At 71.6% G+C, this 18,206-nt stretch carries 16 protein-coding genes and 1 pseudogene; 10 read left to right on the forward strand and 7 right to left on the reverse strand.

Annotated elements, in window-relative coordinates:
- Positions 1–60 precede the first annotated feature (60 nt).
- Both A6A27_RS05205 and A6A27_RS05210 read right to left on the reverse strand, forming a co-directional pair.
- Positions 61–1,215: an RNA-guided endonuclease InsQ/TnpB family protein gene (locus A6A27_RS05205; protein ID WP_338013277.1), complete on the reverse strand. Its 1,155-nt coding sequence runs from the start codon at positions 1,213–1,215 to the stop codon at positions 61–63.
- A gap of 395 nt (positions 1,216–1,610) precedes the next feature.
- Complete coding sequence (locus A6A27_RS05210) at positions 1,611–3,137, reverse strand: S8 family peptidase (RefSeq protein WP_073833367.1); 1,527 nt, start codon at positions 3,135–3,137, stop codon at positions 1,611–1,613.
- A gap of 334 nt (positions 3,138–3,471) precedes the next feature.
- Between A6A27_RS05210 and A6A27_RS45710 the strand changes: the two genes are divergently transcribed.
- Positions 3,472–4,530: an AfsR/SARP family transcriptional regulator gene (locus A6A27_RS45710; RefSeq protein WP_073833368.1), complete on the forward strand. Its 1,059-nt coding sequence runs from the start codon at positions 3,472–3,474 to the stop codon at positions 4,528–4,530.
- A 224-nt stretch (positions 4,531–4,754) separates the two neighbouring features.
- On the opposite strand, the pseudogene A6A27_RS45715 reads toward A6A27_RS45710, so the two are convergent.
- Together A6A27_RS45715 and A6A27_RS05225 are read right to left on the reverse strand one after the other, a co-directional pair.
- Positions 4,755–6,086: pseudogene (locus A6A27_RS45715) on the reverse strand (vanadium-dependent haloperoxidase); the annotation flags it as partial.
- 177 nt (positions 6,087–6,263) lie between these two features.
- A complete protein-coding gene (locus A6A27_RS05225; protein ID WP_073833371.1) occupies positions 6,264–7,019 on the reverse strand; it encodes a histidine phosphatase family protein in 756 nt (251 codons plus the stop codon).
- 135 nt (positions 7,020–7,154) lie between these two features.
- Here A6A27_RS05225 and A6A27_RS05230 point away from each other — a divergent pair, with 135 nt between their 5' ends.
- From A6A27_RS05230 to A6A27_RS05240, 3 genes are all read left to right on the forward strand, one after another.
- Entirely contained in the window at positions 7,155–7,397 is a 243-nt protein-coding gene (locus A6A27_RS05230; RefSeq protein ID WP_241825085.1) for a hypothetical protein, read from the forward strand.
- A gap of 166 nt (positions 7,398–7,563) precedes the next feature.
- Complete coding sequence (locus A6A27_RS05235) at positions 7,564–7,890, forward strand: hypothetical protein (RefSeq protein ID WP_073833373.1); 327 nt, start codon at positions 7,564–7,566, stop codon at positions 7,888–7,890.
- Between the two features lie 57 nt (positions 7,891–7,947).
- Positions 7,948–8,922 (forward strand): DNA polymerase domain-containing protein, encoded by a 975-nt coding sequence (locus A6A27_RS05240; protein ID WP_073833375.1) that lies wholly within the window; start codon positions 7,948–7,950, stop codon positions 8,920–8,922.
- A 3-nt stretch (positions 8,923–8,925) separates the two neighbouring features.
- Here A6A27_RS05240 and A6A27_RS05245 read toward each other — a convergent pair whose 3' ends face one another.
- Positions 8,926–9,432, reverse strand: coding sequence for an Lrp/AsnC family transcriptional regulator (locus tag A6A27_RS05245; RefSeq protein WP_073833567.1), 507 nt, complete (start codon positions 9,430–9,432; stop codon positions 8,926–8,928).
- A 72-nt stretch (positions 9,433–9,504) separates the two neighbouring features.
- Here A6A27_RS05245 and pdhA point away from each other — a divergent pair, with 72 nt between their 5' ends.
- The 5 genes from pdhA to A6A27_RS05270 all read left to right on the forward strand — a co-directional run bounded on the left by pdhA (position 9,505) and on the right by A6A27_RS05270 (position 16,383).
- Positions 9,505–10,710, forward strand: a complete 1,206-nt coding sequence (gene pdhA, locus A6A27_RS05250) for a pyruvate dehydrogenase (acetyl-transferring) E1 component subunit alpha (protein ID WP_198940207.1) — start codon at positions 9,505–9,507, stop codon at positions 10,708–10,710.
- Positions 10,710–11,714 carry an alpha-ketoacid dehydrogenase subunit beta gene (locus A6A27_RS05255; RefSeq protein ID WP_073833378.1) on the forward strand — a complete coding sequence of 335 codons (1,005 nt, stop codon included), beginning with the start codon at positions 10,710–10,712 and terminating at the stop codon, positions 11,712–11,714. The genes pdhA and A6A27_RS05255 overlap by 1 nt, the downstream gene beginning before the upstream one ends.
- A gap of 73 nt (positions 11,715–11,787) precedes the next feature.
- Complete coding sequence (locus A6A27_RS05260; protein ID WP_073833380.1) at positions 11,788–13,194, forward strand: dihydrolipoamide acetyltransferase family protein; 1,407 nt, start codon at positions 11,788–11,790, stop codon at positions 13,192–13,194.
- Between the two features lie 108 nt (positions 13,195–13,302).
- Positions 13,303–14,982 (forward strand): right-handed parallel beta-helix repeat-containing protein, encoded by a 1,680-nt coding sequence (locus tag A6A27_RS05265; RefSeq protein ID WP_073833381.1) that lies wholly within the window; start codon positions 13,303–13,305, stop codon positions 14,980–14,982.
- Positions 14,983–15,120: 138 nt separating this feature from the next.
- Complete coding sequence (locus A6A27_RS05270; RefSeq protein WP_073833383.1) at positions 15,121–16,383, forward strand: L,D-transpeptidase; 1,263 nt, start codon at positions 15,121–15,123, stop codon at positions 16,381–16,383.
- Between the two features lie 157 nt (positions 16,384–16,540).
- Here A6A27_RS05270 and A6A27_RS05275 read toward each other — a convergent pair whose 3' ends face one another.
- Both A6A27_RS05275 and A6A27_RS42885 read right to left on the reverse strand, forming a co-directional pair.
- Complete coding sequence (locus A6A27_RS05275) at positions 16,541–17,557, reverse strand: SMP-30/gluconolactonase/LRE family protein (protein WP_073833384.1); 1,017 nt, start codon at positions 17,555–17,557, stop codon at positions 16,541–16,543.
- Positions 17,558–17,589: 32 nt separating this feature from the next.
- On the reverse strand, positions 17,590–17,790 hold the full coding sequence (locus A6A27_RS42885) for a hypothetical protein (RefSeq protein ID WP_143193896.1): 201 nt from the start codon (positions 17,788–17,790) through the stop codon (positions 17,590–17,592).
- Here A6A27_RS42885 and A6A27_RS05280 point away from each other — a divergent pair.
- The gene (locus tag A6A27_RS05280; protein ID WP_073833385.1) at positions 17,789–18,139 is read left to right on the forward strand and encodes an STAS domain-containing protein; all 351 of its coding nucleotides are present in this window, start codon (positions 17,789–17,791) and stop codon (positions 18,137–18,139) included. The genes A6A27_RS42885 and A6A27_RS05280 overlap by 2 nt on opposite strands.
- The last annotated feature ends 67 nt before the right edge of the window (positions 18,140–18,206 follow it).

The following is an 18,206-nucleotide window of genomic DNA, read 5'->3' on the forward strand; positions in this document are numbered from 1 at the left end:
CACTTCACGGATTTCCCAACGGAGTCCTGAAGGCGGGAGATTCCCGAGGTTGATCGGCGTTTACGCTGCGATCAGTTCGGGTGGTTGGCGCTTCGCAGACCGCCCATCGGCGAGGTCTCCACGCCCTGTTACCGCCAGCCCGGCGGCGAGTATGTTCTTGGCCGTGTTCACGTCGGCGTGGTCCTGGTGCCCGCAGGCGACGCATCGGAAGACCGCTTGGCTCTTGCGGGACTCCGGAGCGACATGCTTGCAGGCGTTGCAGGTCTGCGACGTGTATGCGGGGTTGACCTTCTCGATCTTTGCTCCGTGGTAGCGGGCGGCATGCTCCAGCTTCAGCAGGAACCCACCCCAACCCTTGGACAGGATGGCCCGATTCAGGCCAGCCTTCTGACGCACGTTACGGCCAGGCTGCTCAACGGTTCCCTTGGCACTTGCGGTCATGTTCTTGATCCGCAGACCCTCGACAGCGACCAAGCCGTGCTCGCGAACAAGCCGCACGGCGGTCTGCGCGGCGAAGTCCCTCCGCCGGGCTCGTATCCGCGCATTCAGCCGGCCGAGTTGCGCGCGTGTAGCGTCCCGCCGCTTCGACCCACGGTTACGATCGTGAACGCGCAGCGACCGCGACAGGCGTTGCTGCAACCGCTTGAGCCTGGCCGCCTCGCCGGGAGTTACGAACTCCTGGTCATCCAGACCCCCATCAGAGGTGGCCAGTGCGACCGCCACACCACGATCCACGCCGACCGGCGGTCTACCGTTCGGAGCCGCCTTGGTCACGCCGTCTTCGACGCAGAACGAGATGTACCAGCGCCCGCCGTCACGGGAGACCGTGGCGTTACGGAGGACACCGCCGAGCGGCCTGGACCACCGGAACCTGACCAGCCCGAACTTCGGTAGCCGCACCTCACCCCACCGACGGCTGACCCGCCGCACAGCAATCTGGCTACGGTCGGGGAACCGGAACGACGGCGCGGTGCGCGCCTTGGACCGCCAGCGCACCTTCCACGTGCCATGCGCCTTGCACGCGTGGTCCAGGTCCCGCAACGTCTGCTGCAATGTGTGCGACGGTGCATCGGCCAGCCACGCACAGTCCGGGTCCTTCTTCGCTTCGGCCACCTGCCGGGCCTGCTCGTTGTAGCCGACGAACCCGCCACGGCGGCGGTACATACGGCGTTGCTCCAACGCTGTATTCCACACCGCCCGGCACACCGCACCCACCTACTCCGCGTACGCGGCCTGCTCATCAGTGAACGCCAGCAGATAACGGCGACCGGTCAACACTCAGCGGCCCTTCTGTTGTTTGACGCACCGCGTCACGGCGGCCAGCGAGAGCGGTCTGGGCATGATTGTCTGGGAGATTCGCAGGGTGGCGGATACGTAAGCAGTATAAGCTCTGCGCTGGCTACGGTCCGTCCACAGTCGATGGGCTAGCCCCGTGGATCAAGCCGGGGCCTGGGCGCTACGGACTTTGATCACCTATGGTCGGCGTAGGCACCAGGCGATGTCCTTGAGTCGGCGGATGCCGCCCCCGGTACCCCCCGGTACGAACAGCGCAAACAGCAGGACGGGGCCCGGCGTCGGAACGCCGGACCCCGTCGCTGGTGGTGCGGGTGTTACTTGACCACGTTGAACGCGTCGACCATGCCGGCGCCGTAGAAGCCGTTCCGCTCACCACCGGAGCAGTACGACGGGCCGATGTTGTGCGGCCACGTGGCCGGCGGAACCGGCACCGGCCAGTTCGGCACCGGGTCGTAGACGCCCGCCGGGCAGGACTGCGCCACCGCCGAACGCTCCAGGAACGCCGACAGCTGGCCCGGGGTCATGCCAGGGTGCGCCGACAACGCCAGCGCCGCGACACCAGTAGCGTGCGGGCCGGACATCGAGGTGCCCTGCTTGTACCCCCACCCGTTGACCATGTTGCCCTGGGCGTCCAGGCGTCCGATGGTCGACAGAATGGTATCGGTGGAGGTGGAGCGGGCACCCTGGGTACGGAACCGGCTGTCACCACCCGGGGCCGTCACGTCGATGACCCCCTGGCCGTACGACGAGTAGTAGCTCTTCTGCCCGGTCGGGCCCACCGCCGAGACGGTGACCACGCCCGGCGCCTCGGCCGGCAGGTCGAGGCAGGCGCTGTTGAGATCCACGCGAGGCGTGGGATCCTGGCCCTCCGGCAGGTTGTTCGGGCTGTCGTAGTCGGTGTTCTTGTGGGCCAGGTCGTAGTTCGAGTTGCCCGCGGACGCCACGTTCAGCACGCCCTTGGACTGCGAGTAACGAATGGCCCGCTGCACCGCCTGCCACACCGGGCGCTGGCGCGCGTCGTTGCGGCAGTTCAACTCCCACGGGTCGATGAAGTAGCTGTTGTTGGTCAGCTGCATTCCGTGGTCGGCGGCCCACAGGAACCCGCAGACCGCAGCCTCCGGGTAGATGAAGCCGTCGTTGTTGACGACCTTGACCGCGGCCACCTTCACCCCGGGCGCGATGCCGGTCACGCCGATGCCGTTGACGGCGGCGGCGATGGTGCCGGCCACGTGGGTGCCGTGGTCGGAGTTGGTCGGGTTCCAGGCCGCCTCGGTGGTGTCGGTGACACCGCCGATGCAGGACACGCTCTTGTCCTTGGCGATCTGGGTGGCAAGGTCGGGGTGGCTGCTGGAGATACCGCTGTCCAGCACGCCCACCACGACGTTGGAGCTGCCGCTGTTGACGGCGTGGGCCTGCGGGACGTGGATCATGTTCATGTCCCACTGCTGGCCGTACATCGGCTCCTTGGTCGGGTCGCCGGTGGCGTTGGCGACCTCTTCCGCGGAGACCTCGACGGTCTCGCCCTCGTCGAGGGCGGTGCCCAGGCCGGCGGTGGACGCGACCGACTCGACGCCCGCGCCCGCCACCTGGGTGGCGAAGTCGGGGTTGGTTGAGCGGACGACGAGCACGCCGATCTGGTCGTAGCTGGCCACGACGGTGCCCTTGGCGGCCGCCACGCGGGCGGCGGCCTTGTCGGTCTTGCCGCCCTGTGGGGCGAGGACCAGGAACGTGGTGTCCGGTCCGGCTGCGGCCGCCGGTGCCAGCCCGCCGGTGGCGGCGAGGCCGACGCCGAGCGCCACGACGGACGCTGCGGCCAGTGTCTTGCGACGAAGGTTCTTCACACAGACTCCCAGAGGGCCGATCCAGCCGAGCCCCACTGCCTGGCGGACAGGGGTCGGCGGAAAACGAGCAGGCTGCTCGCTTTCGAGGGATCAGCGTAGGGAGTTGCTGTGGTGTTACACACAGCCGAACGGACGAACAACAACCGTCAGACGGCGGCCCACGGGTGGGACTCGACCGCGTGTCAACCCTGGTGAGCTGCGCCCTTGCCCACGCATCCAAGAACTCCTACAGTTACGGCCGCGAATTGCTGATGTTGCTAAGCGTGACGGGGGACGCCATGCTCGAGCTGCACACTCTCCTGCCAACTCACCTTCCGGCCCGATTCCACCGCTCATGAGGTTCCGGCTCCTGGGACCGCTCACCGTAGGCTCGGAGGACAGCCCGCTCGACATCCGCGGCAACCGGTTGCGCGCGGTGCTCGCGCTGCTGCTGATCAACAGCGGCGCGGTGGTTCCGATGGACGACATCATCAAGGCGGTCTGGGGCGAGACTCCGCCACGGACCGTGCGGACCCAGGTGCAGGTGCAGATCTCGACGCTGCGGGCCCTGTTCCAGAGCATCGAGGGTGTCAAGATAAGCACCCATCCAGCCGGCTACTCGCTGCACGCGCCGCCTGGCGAGATCGACGTTCTGGTCTTCGACCAGCTCGTGCAGCGCGGTCGGGCGTTGAGCGCGGGCCGCCAGCTCGACGCGGCCGCGGCACTGTTCCGCGAAGCGCTCGAGCTGTACCACGGGCCGCCGTTGTGCAACGTCGATGCGCCGTTCGCTCAGCTCGCCGGGGTCCGCCTGCAGGAGCGGCGGCTGGACGTGCTCGGTGAGTTGTTCGGACTGGAGCTGCGCCTCGGGCGGCACCAGGAAATCGTTCCGACGTTGACCGAGCTGGTCGCGGAGCATCCGTTGCGGGAGACGTTCTGGCGGCATCTGGTGGTGGCACTGCACGGTGCGGGCCGCCGGGGCGAGGCGATCGCCACCTACCACCAGGTTCGCCGGCTCCTTCGCGAGGAGCTCGGCTTGGACCCGGGCCGGGAACTGGTGGCGGCGTACCGCGACCTGCTGGAGGAAGAGCCGACCGCGCCGTCAACGGTCGACCGGGAGGCGCTGGCGGCGACGCTGGACTGTCTGCGGCTGACCGAACAGTTGCTGCGGGACCTACGCCGCCAGCTTGAGGCGCTGAGCCTCTCACTGGCCGGACCGGCTGATGGCTGTCGTGGACCCGAAAGCCGGGCCCACGACAGCATGACCGCGGTGGCCGATGAGGATCAGACGACGTCGCAGTCGACAGTTATGGAGTGGGTCGAGCCGTCCCGGAGCAGGACCGAGAAGAGCTGCGGCCCAGAACAGTTCCGGTTGGCCAGGGTGCTGACCTCGATCCGCCCGGTGGTCGGGTTGTAGATCGGCGCCGAATTCACGGCGCCCCCGGGGTGGCCGTTCCATGACGTGCCGGTCACGGCGCCGGAGTCGGTCACGGGGTTACCGGCGGAGTCCTTGATGGCGAATCCGAAGGTGAAGCTCCGCGGCGGTGCGGCGTCGATGTAGTCGCCGATCTTGCTGCCGTTGAGGTAGAACCCGTCGAAGGTGTACGACGTGGTCGGGCGGAGGAAGTTCGCGGTGACGTAGTTCGCCATCGCGGTGCCCGACGACATCCCCGCGTCGGCGTCCCACTGGTAGTGCACGCCGAGGTAGACCCGGCTGCGGGCGTTTTCCGTGGCAGCGGAGCTGAAGGTGGCGAAGGTCCGGGTAACCCCTGGCGCGTGCGGATCCTGGGTGGTGACGGTGAACCTGAACGCGTCAGTGTTGAAGAAGCCCGTCATCGCGCTCGCCCACGCCGCGGCGAACGTGGCGTGCCCGGAGGTGTAGGCCGGGAACGGCGGGGAGAAGTTCACCCCCTTGTCGTCGGCCGAGAGTGGCTTCCAGTTGGCGTCGGTTTTGGTCGCGGGGTTGCCGTCGGTGTCCGCGAGCTGGATCGCGCTCTCCGGCCGCCACAGGGCGATCGGGGTCTGGTACTTCGCGTCCCACGCCACGATCCCCGCGTCGGCTAGCGCGATCGCCACCAGGGCGAAGAGCCGAGCGTTCCCGGCCTGGGTCAGCTTCGCCGACTTCGCCACGATCTGGGTGTGGGCGAAGAGCTGGCCTGGCGGCTTGTACGTGAGCTTGTCTAGATCATTGGCCCAGAACCAGGCGGCCTGCGTCTGGTCGGCAGTGCGAGACGTGCTGTTGTACCGGCCGAGGTCCTTCACCTCGTTGACCTGCGCCGCGTAATCGGGGCTGGCGAGCAGTTTGGCCATGTCCGAGTAGCCCGCCGGCAAGCCTGGCCGGAACTGGGCGCCGGAGGTCATCGCGAACGGCTTGACCAGGCCCCAACTGGGCGTGGCGGCGGCGCCGGAGCCGGTCGGCCGCCACACTCCCGGGGTGTCGCTGAACGGGAACGTCGAGTTGTCCGGCGACCCGTCGTCGGTCCGGAAACTGATCATCGCCTGTGCGCTCGCCGAGCCGATCCGCTGACCGTCGGTCCGGGCCGGCGAACCGGCCGTCCCCTCCTGCGCGGTGGACAGGTCGGCGTCGAAGTTGACGCCCGGGTACACGCTGCGCAGCGTGTCGTAAGCGGCATAGTCGATGGCGGTGGCCATGTCCGGCACAACGCCGGGCGTGGGCGAGACCTTGACCCGGTACGGCTGACCGATGCACTGGGCGTCGCCGGCCGCGCAGAGAGCCGAGTTGGCCGCGTCGTAGATGGCGCCGTGCAGCATGGCGCCGGCGCGGGCCAGCGGCCCCGGCGCTCCGCCGAGCTGGCGGTACGTGCGCACCAGGACATCGTTCCAGTAGAGGACGTGATCATTGGGTGCGGCGGCGTGCGCCGCAGTGGTCGGGAGCACGACGGCACCGGTGCTGAGGGCTGCGGTGGTCAGCGCCACGGCGCCCCACCGTCTGGTTGAGCTGAACCTGCCCATGGAACTCCTTGGCGAGAGACCCGGAACGGGCGGCGGGGATGTCCCGCGCCCGTCGCGAGCCTGGGCCAGCTCGCTATCGCCCGGCTACGGTCCCGCTACGGACCGGCCATGTAGGACAGGCCGGGTGCAAAGCTCGATCGCAGCCGGCAGTCGCGGTCGCCGGAAGGGCAGGAGCAATCAAGTTGGCCCACTGTCCAGCCCGTTGCTGGTCCCTGGGTCGGCAGAGCCGCGTTCCGGCTGCCTGGCCTGCCGGTGCAGATGGGTGACGTCGTTGAACATCTCCGGGGCGAGCCGCCCCGCGGCGTCGACGGACCAGCCGGTGACCGAGCAGTTGGCGATCGAGTAGTCCCGGGTCAGCCGCCTCAGCTCGTCCTCGGTGAGCCCCTCGATCAAGTAGCGGAGCACGAAAACCAGGGCGTCGTGGCCGAAGAGCAGCACCCGCCGGCCCTCGTGGTCGCGGCGCAGGTCACCGAGGAGGGCGCGCAGCCGAAGCGCCACGTCGGGCCAGGACTCGCCGCCGGGGGGCCGGTAGTAGAAGGTGCCGAGGCGGGCCCGGCGTTCCGCCTCCGCCGGATACCGCTGCCGCACCCCGTGTTGGGTCAGGCCGTCGAGGATGCCCTGTTCCCGGTCGCGCAGCCGCTCGTCCCGGCTGACCGGGATGCCCGTGCCGGCCAGCGCCAGCTCGGCCGTCTGCACCGCCCGCAGGTACGGCGACACCACCACCACATCGGGCCGGCGCGCCCCCGGCAGCCCGGCGAGCCAGCGGCCGGTGGCGTGGGCCTGCTCCCGCCCGGTCGGCGACAGCGGCACATCCGCGTCGCGGTGCTGGGTGAGGCCGGTCAGCTCAGCGCCGGCCGCCTCCGCCCGGCTCGCCGCGACGTTCGCCGTGCTCTCGCCGTGCCGGACGATCCACAGCGCCGCCAGGTCCGCCATGCGGCCTCCGGTACCCGGGCCCGGCGGGCGTAACCGTGCCGGCCGTCGGGCGGCCCTCGGCCGGGTGGGGCGTGAACCGGCCGCAGGCGGGTAAGCGCTGGCGCCACCGGAAGCCGAGACATGGGGAGGTATGTCGTGGCCACGACCATGACCAAAGAACAGATGAGCCCGGTACGGGACAAGAACTACGACCTGATCCACACGGTGCAGATGTCGCTGGAGAACATCTACCGGATGGACACGTACATCGCCGACGCGGACAAGCGCGGCGACACGGAGCTCGCCAACTGGTTCCGCAAGATCCAGGAGAACAACCGCAAGGCCGGTGACCAGGGCAAGCAGATGCTCATGACGCGTATGCAGCAGGAAGGGCGCTGAGCGCCGGCGTGGCCGGGGCCGGACGGACGCCGCCCGGTCCCGGCAGCCGCGACGCTGGCGCTTCCCGAATGGTGCCGCTCGACTGACCGCTGTCGCGAACGGGGCAGCGGGCACGCCCATCGGTGGAGCAGAATGTCCCGTCCGACACGACGGGATGGAGCCATCGATGACGGTCCTCAAGGGTCTGCGGGAAGCCCTGGTGCTGCTGGTGATCGCGCTGGCGGTGGTCGCGGTCGCCGCCGGCGTCTGGGTGGCGGTGTCCGGCGGCGAGTTCGTCGCCCGGTTCGGTATCGCCCTGGTCGTCGTCGGGGCGCTGCTCGGTGTCACCGGCGACCTCACCCTCAGCCGGGTCGGCATGCTCGGGGCCCGGGCCGCCTTCGGGCTCGCACCCGAGCAGGAGACCGCGGGCGGTGGCCGGGTCCTCACCGGTGTCGGGATCTTCCTGTTCGTCGGACTGCCGCTCGTCGTCGTGGGCATCACGCTGATCTCCTGACCGGCCCGCTGCGCGGCGGGCGACCCCGGCGGCCCGTCGACCGCTACCGTGTGAGGCGTGGCGACCACGGCGGCCGAGGAGATCCGGGTAGGCGAGCGGGTGGTCCGCGTCTCCAGCCCCGACAAGCCGTACTTCCCGGAGCGCGGGCTGACCAAGCTTGACGTGGTCCGCTACTTCCTCGCCGTCGGCGACGGCATCCTGCGCGCCCTGCGCGACCGGCCCACCATGCTGGAGCGGTGGCCGCGCGGGGTGTTCGAGGGCGCGAAGATCGCCACCCGGCAGGACAATCGCGGCGACGCGTTCTACCAGAAGCGGCTACCCGCCGGGGCGCCGGACTGGGTGCGCACCGCGCACATCACCTTCCCCAGCGGCCGGACCGCCGACGAGGTGGCCCCGAGCGAGCTGGCCGTGGTGATCTGGGCGGTCAACCTGGGCACCCTGCGCTTCCATCCGTGGCCGGTGTCCGCCGGCGACGTGGAGCACCCCGACCAGCTCCGCATCGACCTCGACCCGATGCCCGGGGTGGACTTCGCCCAGGTGGTCCCGGTCGCCCGCGAGGTGCGGGCGTTCCTCGACGAGCTGGGGCTGGTCGGCTACCCGAAGACCACCGGCGGTCGCGGCATCCACGTCTACCTGTCCATCGAGCCGCGGTGGAGCTTCGGCGAGTGCCGGCGGGCGGTGCTGGCACTGGGCCGGGAGATGCAGCGCCGGCTGCCCGACCTGGTGACCACCACCTGGTGGCGGGAGCAGCGGGACCGGCCGGTCTTCGTGGACTACAACCAGATGGCCCGCGATCACACCGTCACGTCGGCGTACTCGATACGGCCCACCCCGCAGGCGCTGGTCTCCGCCCCGCTGGACTGGTCGGAGCTGGACGACGCGCGGCCGGAGGACTTCGACGTGGTGAGCCTGCCAGCCCGGTTCGCCGAGCGTGGCGACCCGCACGCCGGGCTGGACGACCGCCGGTTCTCCCTGGAGCCGCTGCTGGAGCTGGCCGACCGGGAGGGCCTGGAGGCGCCGCCGGAACGCTGACGCCTACGGCCAGAGGCCCTGCGTCCCGTCGAACTCCTCGAAAACCAGCCAGGTGCGCGTCGACAGCACCCCGGCGATGCTCTGCACCCGCTCCAGCACCACGTTCCGCAGCGTGGCGTTGTCCGGCGCCCGGACCAGGGCCAGCACGTCGTGCTCGCCGCTGAGCAGCGCCACGTGCTCGACGTAGCGCACCCGGGCCAGTTCCTCGGACACCTCCCGCCAGGTGTTCTGCTCGATGGTCAGCGCGATGTACGCCGACGTGCCCAGCCCGGCGGGTTCCGGCGCCACCCGGGCCCGGAAGCCGGTGATCACCCCGTCCCGGATCAGGCGCTCCACCCGGGCGTACGCGTTGGTGCGCGAGACGTGCACCCGTTCGGCCAGCGTGCGCATGGAGAGCCGGCCGTCGTCGACCAGTTCGCGCAGGATCCGCCGGTCCACCTCGTCGAGCGGCCCGGCCGAACGTCCCGTTCCGCCCGCCACGCCCGGTGTCGGGTTGGTCTCCTGGCTCATGAACCACTCCCAGTACTGCCATTCGTCCCGCATTCGACGGGCAACTTGAGTCAATCATCCGACGGCGTGAGCATAGGTCCACCACACGTCCAGGAGGTCCCCGCCGTGACGACCACACCCCAGGCGGTCCGCAGGGCATCCCCCCGCACCCGCCGGAAGGCCACCCCCGCCGCCGTCGACCCGTCGGCCGGGCTGCTGCCGCGTACCGAGCCGGTCCGGCTGCTGAACCCGGACGGCACCCCGCTGCCGGCCCGGGACGACTACCCCGAGCCGCCGCTCGACGCGCTCCGCGAGATGTACCGGCGGATGGTCGTCGGACGCCGCTTCGACGTGCAGGCCACCGCGCTGACCAAGCAGGGTCGCCTCGCCGTCTACCCGTCCTCGCGCGGCCAGGAGGCCTGCCAGGTCGGCGGGGTTCTCGCGCTGCACGACACCGACTGGGTCTTCCCCACCTACCGCGAGTCGATGGCGCTGACCGCCCGGGGCATCGACCCGGTCGAGGTGCTCACCCTGCTGCGTGGTGACTGGCACTGCGGGTACGACCCGGCGGCCCGGCACACCGCACCGCAGTGCACCCCGCTGGCCACCCAGTGCGTGCACGCCGCGGGCCTGGCGTACGGCGAGTCGTACCAGGGGCGGGACACCGTGGCGCTGGCCTTCATCGGCGACGGCGCGACCAGCGAGGGCGACTTCCACGAGGGTGTCAACTTCGCCGCCGTGTTCAAGGCCCCGGTCGTCTACTTCGTGCAGAACAACAAGTACGCGATCAGCGTTCCGCTGTCCCGGCAGACCGCCGCGCCGAGCCTGGCGTACAAGGGTGTCGGCTACGGCGTACCCAGCGAGCAGGTCGACGGCAACGACCCGGTGGCCGTGCTCGCGGTGCTCACCCGGGCGGTGGAGCACGCCCGGTCGGGCCAGGGGCCGTTCCTGGTCGAGGCGCACACCTACCGGATGGAACCGCACACCAACGCCGACGACCAGACCCGCTACCGGGACGCCGAGGAGGTCGAGGCGTGGCGGGACCGCGATCCGATCGCCCGGCTGGAGACCTACCTGCGGGCCCGGGGCGTGCTGGACGACGCGGCGGTCGCCGCCATCGCCGACGAGGCGGAGGCGTACGCGGCCGCGCTGCGCGACCGGATGAACGCCCAGCCGGCGGTGGACCCGCTCAGCCTCTTCGACCACGTGTACGCGGAGCCGACCCCGCAGCTGGTCGAGCAGCGTGAGCAGGTCCGCGCCGAACTGGCCGCCGCCCGCGACGAGGAGGGGGACGCCTGATGGCCACCATGACCATGGCGAAGGCGCTCAACGCCGCGCTGGCCGACGCGATGCTGGACGACGAGCGGGTGGTCGTCTTCGGCGAGGACGTCGGGCAGTTGGGCGGCGTCTTCCGGATCACCGACGGCCTGCAGGCCCGGTTCGGCGACAAGCGTTGCTTCGACACCCCGCTCGCCGAGGCCGGCATCGTCGGCTTCGCCGTCGGCCTGGCCATGTCCGGGCTGCGGCCGGTGGTCGAGATGCAGTTCGACGCGTTCGCGTACCCGGCGTTCGAGCAGATCGCCTCGCACGTGGCGAAGCTGCGCAACCGCACCCGGGGCGCGCTCAGCGTGCCGATCGTCATCCGGGTCCCGTACGCCGGGGGCATCGGCGGCGTGGAGCACCACTGCGACTCCTCGGAGGCGTACTACGCGCACACCCCGGGCCTGAAGGTGGTCACCCCGGCCACCGTCGAGGACGCGTACTCGCTGCTGCGCGAGGCGATCGACGACCCGGACCCGGTCGTGTTCATGGAGCCGAAGAAGCTCTACTTCTCCAGCGCCGAGGCGGAGCTGCCGGCGCGTACCGCGCCGTTCGGCAAGGCCGTCGTGCGCCGGGCGGGTACCGACGCCACCCTGGTCGCGTACGGGCCGGCGGTGCCGGTCGCGCTGGAGGCGGCCGAGGCCGCCCGCGAGGAGGGCTGGGACCTGGAGGTCGTCGACGTACGCACGATCGTGCCGTTCGACGACGCCACGGTCATCGCGTCGGTGCGGAAGACCGGCCGGTGCGTGGTGATCCAGGAGGCGCAGGGCTTCGCCGGCGTCGGCGCGGAGATCGCCGCCCGAGTGCAGGAGCGCTGCTTCCACGCCCTGCACGCCCCGGTGCTGCGGGTGTCCGGCCTGGACATCCCGTACCCGGCGCCGATGCTGGAGCACGCCCATCTGCCCTCGGTGGATCGGGTGCTGGACACGGTGGCCCGCCTCCAGTGGGACGACCAGCCCGACACCCGGTGGGTGGCGGCATGAGCGAGCGCAGCGAGCGAATCATCCGGCTCCGCCCCGCAGGTCATGACGACGCCGACCGCAGGGAGGTGGCGGCATGACGACCACGACCAGGACGCGCGACTTCCTCCTGCCGGACCTTGGCGAGGGGCTCAGCGAGGCGGAGATCGTCGAGTGGCGGGTCGCTGTCGGCGACGTGGTCACCGTGGACCAGACCGTGGTCGAGGTGGAGACCGCCAAGGCGGTCGTCGACGTGCCCTGCCCGTACGCCGGCCGGGTCGTGGCCCTGCACGGCGCGGCGGGTGAGGTCCGCCCGGTCGGCCAGCCGCTGATCACCATCGCCCCGCTCGACGGTGCGGAAGGGGACGACCCGCATGCCACCTACCGCGAGGAGGAGCGCGCCGGCTCCGGCAACGTGCTGATCGGGTACGGCACCGGGCACGGCGGCTCCGGCCGCCGGCGTCGCCGCCCGCGGCTCGCGCTGGCCCCGGAGCCCCCGGCCGCCGCGCCGGTCGGTGCCGTCGCCGGCCCGGCCCCGACCGCCACCGCCCCGACCGCCACCGCCCCGACCGCCACCGCCCCGGCTGCTGCCGGCGTGGCCGCGGCCGAGGCCACGCGGACGAGCGCCCTGGTCATCTCGCCGATCGTGCGGCGGCTGGCGAAGGAGCGCGGGATCGACCTGGCGTCGGTGCGCGGCACCGGCCCCGGCGGGGTGATCCGCCGCGCCGACGTGGAGGCCGCCTCGGCCGCCCCGGCGACCCGGCTGGTCGCGGTGCCGGACCCGCACGTCGGGCTCGCCCCCGGCGCGGACGGTGACGTGGTCATCCCGCTGACCGGCATCCGCAAGGTCATCGCCGAAAAGCTCTCCCGCAGCCGGCGGGAGATCCCCGAGGTGACCATCTGGGTCGACGTGGACGCCACCGGGCTACTGGCCACCCGGGCCGCGATCAACGCCGCCACCCCGGACGCTCCGGTCAGCATCCTGGCCCTGCTGGCCCGGATCTGCCTCAGCGGCCTGCGGAAGTACCCGCAGCTCAACGCGCACGTGGACACCGAGGGGCAGCGGATCATCCAGTCGGCCGGGGTGCACCTGGGCATCGCCGCGCAGACCGACCGGGGCCTGGTCGTCCCGGTGCTCCGCGACGCCCAGCGGCTGACCACACGGGAGTTGGCCGCCGCCCTCGCCGAGACCACCGCTGCGGCCCGGGCCGGCAGCCTGCCCCCGGCGCGGCTGACCGGCGGCACCTTCACCCTGAACAACTACGGGGTGTTCGGTGTGGACGGCTCCACCCCCATCATCAACCACCCGGAGGCGGCACTGCTCGGCGTCGGCCGCATCGTGGACAAGCCCTGGGTGGTCGACGGGCAGCTCGCGGTCCGCAAGGTGACGCAGCTCAGCCTCACCTTCGACCACCGGGTCTGCGACGGCGGCGTGGCCGGCGGTTTCCTGCGGCATGTGGCGGACTGCGTCGAGCAGCCCGCCCTGCTGGTGGCGAACGTCTGACCCACCGACCCGGCCCCGGCCCCGTCCACGCCCGGGGCCGGGGCCGTCCGCCGTTTCTCCGCTGCGGGACCGGGAATGCGAGCCCGGTCGCCGAGGGGGAGGAACGGGATGGAGCACTCGCACGTGCCCTCCGCCGGTGGCGTACGCCCGCACCCGGTCGCCGGCGCGCCGCTGATGTGCGACGCCCGGGAGCACGGGCTGACCGGGGACGGGACGACCAACGACCAGCCCGCGTTCGCCGCGCTGGTGGACCGGCTGGGGGACGCGTACGCCGCCGACCGGCGGGCCCGGGTGATCTACTGCCCGCCCGGGGTGTACTCGATCCGGGACGCCGGCACGGTCTGGCGCAGCGGGGTGTCGCTGCTCGGCGCCGGCCCGGGCGCGACCCGGTTCGTGCTCAGCAACTCGGGCAACCGGGCTGATCCCACCCCGCTGGCCTTCCACACGGCGGCGCTGCACGGCGCCGATCGGGAGCGTCACCTGGCGGACTGCACCTTCGCCGACTTCGAGATCGACGGCTCCGAGGTGGCCTCGGCCGAGTACAACCCGCTGGCCAAGGGGCTGGGCCTCCAGTACGTCGTGCGGGGCATGTTCCGCAACCTCTACATCCACCACACCGCAGCCACCGGCCTGGGCTGCGACTTCCTCCAGGACTGCCTGATCGACGGCCTGCTGGTGGCCGGTTGCGGGAGGCTGGACAACGGCACCGAGATGGGCGGGGCCGGCATCGGCATCGGGGTCGGCGGGTGGGGCAGCATCGAGCGGGTCAACATCGTCAACTGCTCGGCGGTCGGCAACGCCACCAGCGGGATCTTCCTGGAGTTGCAGCAGGCCGGGACGTTGCGGCCGCGGGGGATCCGGATCGTCGGCTGCCACGCCCAGGGCAACCGTTTCGGCATCTCCGACTGGGGCGCCAACGGCCTGATCGTCTCCGCCTGCACGCTGACCGGGAACCTGGAGGCGGGCTTCCACGTCTCGGCCAAGGGCACCACGGGCACCGCCGGTCGCGGCGGCATCCTCAGCGACTGCGTGATCGACGGCAACGTGCGCGACGGGGTCAGCATCGGCAACACCCCCGGCCCGTACACGATCCGGGGCAACCGGATCACCGGAAACGGCCGGTACGGGTACCACCAGCGCAGCCTGGGCGGCGAGGAGCAGGAGTGTGCCCGGGAGGTCGTCATCGAGGCCAACGACTTCTACGGCAACAGCCTGGACGCGATCCGGATCGACCGGCCGATCATCGACGCGATCATCACCGGCAACCGGATCCGGAGCAACGGGCGGCAGTGTGGCCCGGTCGTCCGGGGCGGCGGCGACTCGGTGCGGTACAGCGAGAAGCTGGTGGTCGACCGGCGGGCCGAGTGGCAGGAGGACGAGCACCGGGGCAAGGTGGTCCGGGTCGACGGCCGGATGGCGTTGGTGGCCGCGAACAACGCCACCGAGCTCACCCTGGCGCCGGTCCGCCCCGACGCGGTAACCGCCTGGAGCGCCGACGTCCCGGTGCCCGGCACCGGGTACGAGTTGTCGGCGGCGCCCGAGACCCGGGCGGGCATCACCGTGCACGCCGCGCTCGACTCGGCCAGCATCCGGGGCAACCGGGTCTGGGACAGTCTGCGCCCGGCCACCCAGACCCATGGCTTCTGGATCACCGAACGGGGCAGCTGCGTGGACTGCCGGGTCGAGGACAACGACCTGGCCGGGAACGCCGAGGGCCCCACCCGGCTGGACACCCCGCCCATCGGCGGCCGATGGGAACGCAACCACGGCGACGACGAATGGGACTGACCGGGCGAAGAAATGCTATTCCGTGCGCGACTGACAAAACTTAAGTCGCCTCGGTCAAGCAATTGTTCGGAACGGCCTACAGCTTCTCCGGTGACCGACAGAATGGGAATGAAGGGGACTGGAAATGGGGGTGGGGAAATGGACCTGAGGCGGCGAATGACGCTGTTCGCGGTAACCATCGCAGCCACGCCACTGGCGGTCGGCGCGTGCACGGCCGGACCGAAGTCGGTGGTCGGCAAGGGGGCCGCACCCCCGTCGATCACGGTCACGCCGGCGGACAAGACGAAGGACGTGCCGGTCAGCGCCGAGGTGGGGGCCACCGTCAAGGACGGGAAGATCACCGGCGTGCGGTTGACCGACGACAAGGGCGCGCAGGTGCCGGCCGAGCCGCGCGAGGACGGGTCGGGCTGGGTGCCGACCCGGCCGTTGCAGAATTCGCGGACGTACACGGCGGAGGTGACCGCCACCGGTGACAAGGGGCGGACGAGGACGCAGAAGGCGACATTCACGACGATGGCGAAATCGACCAAACAGGCGATCAAGAGCACCTTGTATTTCAGCGGGGAGCAGACCTACGGGACGGCGATGCCGTTGGTGGTCGCTTTCGAGCCGGGCATTCCGCAGGAGGCCCGGGCGGACGTGCAGCGCCGGTTGTTCGTGAAGACGGACCCGCCGCAGCCGGGCACCTGGTCGTGGGTGGGGGACGGCACGCAGGTCTACTACCGGGCGCCGGACTTCTGGAAGCCGGGCACGAAGATCAGCGTGCGGGCCGGGCTGGAGGGGTTGCCGATCGGCAAGGACCGGATCGGCGACGCGGACCGGTCGGCCTCCTCGAAGATCGGTCGGCAGGTCTCGCTCGACATCGACAACGCCACCAAGCAGATGGCGGTCTACCAGGACGGCAAGCTGCTCAAGAAGATCCCGGTCAGCCTCGGCAAGCCGGACACGCCCAGCTCCAGCGGCAACATGGTGATCATGGAGAAGTTCGACCGGACCACCTTCGACACCCGGGGTGAGGCGAACGGCGGCTACGTGGTCGACGTGGACGACGCCCAGCGCCTCACCTGGGGCGGCGAGTTCATCCACGCCGCGCCCTGGTCGGAAGGGGACCAGGGCTACACCAACGTCTCGCACGGCTGCGCCAACGTCTCCAACGCGGCGGCGGACTGGCTGATGGGCATCACGCAGGTCGGTGACCTGGTGACGGTCAAGGGCACCGAGGTGCAACTGCAGGCCGGCAACGGCTGGACCGCCTGGAACGTCGGCTGGGACGAGTTCGCCAAGGGCAGCGCGCTGCCCGTACCGGCCGGGCTCAAGCCCACGATCAGTGCCACGCCGCACCCGGGCGCGGTGGCCGGCGGGTCGGCGCCCGCTCCCGCGCCCTCCAGCAGCGGCGGCTGACCACCGGGGAGGAACGACCGGGGCCGACCCGCCGTAACGGCGGGCCGGCCCCATTCGGCCGGCCCGGCGGTGTCCCTGCCGTAACCACGGCGAGCCGGCCCTCTCGGCCGGCCCGGCGGCGTCCCGGTGGGAACCACGGCGGGGCCGGCCTCGTCCGTCAGCTCAGGTCCACCCGGGCCACGCACGCGGCGGTCAGACTGCCCAGCCAGAGCTGCTGCCCGTGCTGCCGCACCCCGGTGATCATCGGGTACGCCCCGCTCGGCCCGTGCAGCGTCCGCAGCACCCGCCCGGCGCCGTCCACCAGCGCGACCAGCCCGTAGCGGCGGGGCTGCGGCTGCACCGCGCCGGGCAGCAGCGCGACGAGTTGGCGCACCCGGGGATGCGGCAGGAGCTTCTCCACGCTCGGTAGCCGGGGGCTGGGCAGCGCGATCCAGTAGGTGCCGTCGCCCACCGCCGACACGTTGTCCGGGTACGCCGGCAGATCGGCCAGCACGGTGGCCCGCCCCTCCGGCAGGTCCACCCGGAGCAGCCGGTGCGTGGCCGTCTCCACCAGCATCAGCGCCGACTCGTCCGGGGTCAGCGCCACCCCGTTGGGGAAGTACAGGCCGCTCGTCACCACCTCGGTGCGCCCGGTCCGCCGGTCGTACGCGAGCACCCGCCCGTTGGGACGGTGTTCCAGCAGGTCCCGCTTCCAGTGGGACAGCGGGAACCGGTCGGAGCTGTCGGTGAAGTAGACCGTGCCGTCCCGGGCCACCGTGGCGTTGTCGGCGAGATGCACCTCCCCGCTGCCGGTCAACTCGCGCACCACCCCGTCCGGCGTGACCCGCAGCAGCCCCCGGTACGCGTCGCAGACCAGCAGCCCGCCGTCGACCGGGTCCACTTCAATGCCGAGCGGCCGGCCGCCGGTCTCAGCGAGCAGGGTGGGCCGGGTGCCGGCCGGGGCGTCGGCCGGCCACCACCAGAGCCGGCCCTGCTCGTCGCCGCTGACCGCCCTGCCCTCCGGGTCGATCAGCACGTCCTCCGGGCCGTGCCCGCCGTCAGGCAGCGGCAGCAGGTCGGCCCGGTCGAGGCGGTCGTCGGTGGGGGCCCACGGCCCGTCCAGCGGCGGGGGCACGGTGGCCGGCTCACGGACCGGCCGGATCAGCAGCGGCGGGCGCCGGCGGGGGACGGCCATCGGGTCATTGTTCCCCGCCGATGCCCGGTCAGTCAGTTGCCGGCGGCGTGTCGCGCGACATCGGGCAGCGCGCCGGAGACCAGCGCGGCACCGACCACCACCGCGTCCGGGGTGGCCGGCGCCCGGGGCCGGGGGGATCCCCTGAGGCTCTCGGGGTTGGACCCGGGACGTACCCGGATCCCGGGTTCCGGCAGGCCGGAAGTGTCGGTCCCCCGGGATAGATTTCTCGGCATGGGGCAGCACAGCGACCGGTTCTACGTCGAGATCAGCGTGGGCGACCACGAGGTGGACATCCGGGCGATCGGCGAGATCGACATCGCCACCGTGGGATCGTTCCGGGCCGCGCTCTGGGCGGCCCCGGCGCGGCCCGTGCTGCGGGTGGACCTCTCCGGGGTGCGGCTGCTCTCCGCGGCCGGCGTGCGCACGCTGTTCGCCGCGCACCTGCGGGTCCGCGCCCGCGGCGGCGAGCTGGTCCTGGTCGATCCCGGCCCGGTCGTCGCCCGGGTGCTGCGGGCCACCGGTCTGCACCGGGTGATGCCGGTCCGGGAGTCGGCCGTCGCGGGGGAGCTGGTCGCGGCCTGACGCCCGCCCTCGTGGCGGCCAGGCGGCGCGACCGCCCCGGCGGGACGGACCAGGGCCGCCGGCGTGG

The organism is Micromonospora sp. CB01531 (assembly GCF_001905095.1).
In the GTDB taxonomy this organism is placed as follows: Bacteria; Actinomycetota; Actinomycetes; order Mycobacteriales; family Micromonosporaceae; genus Micromonospora.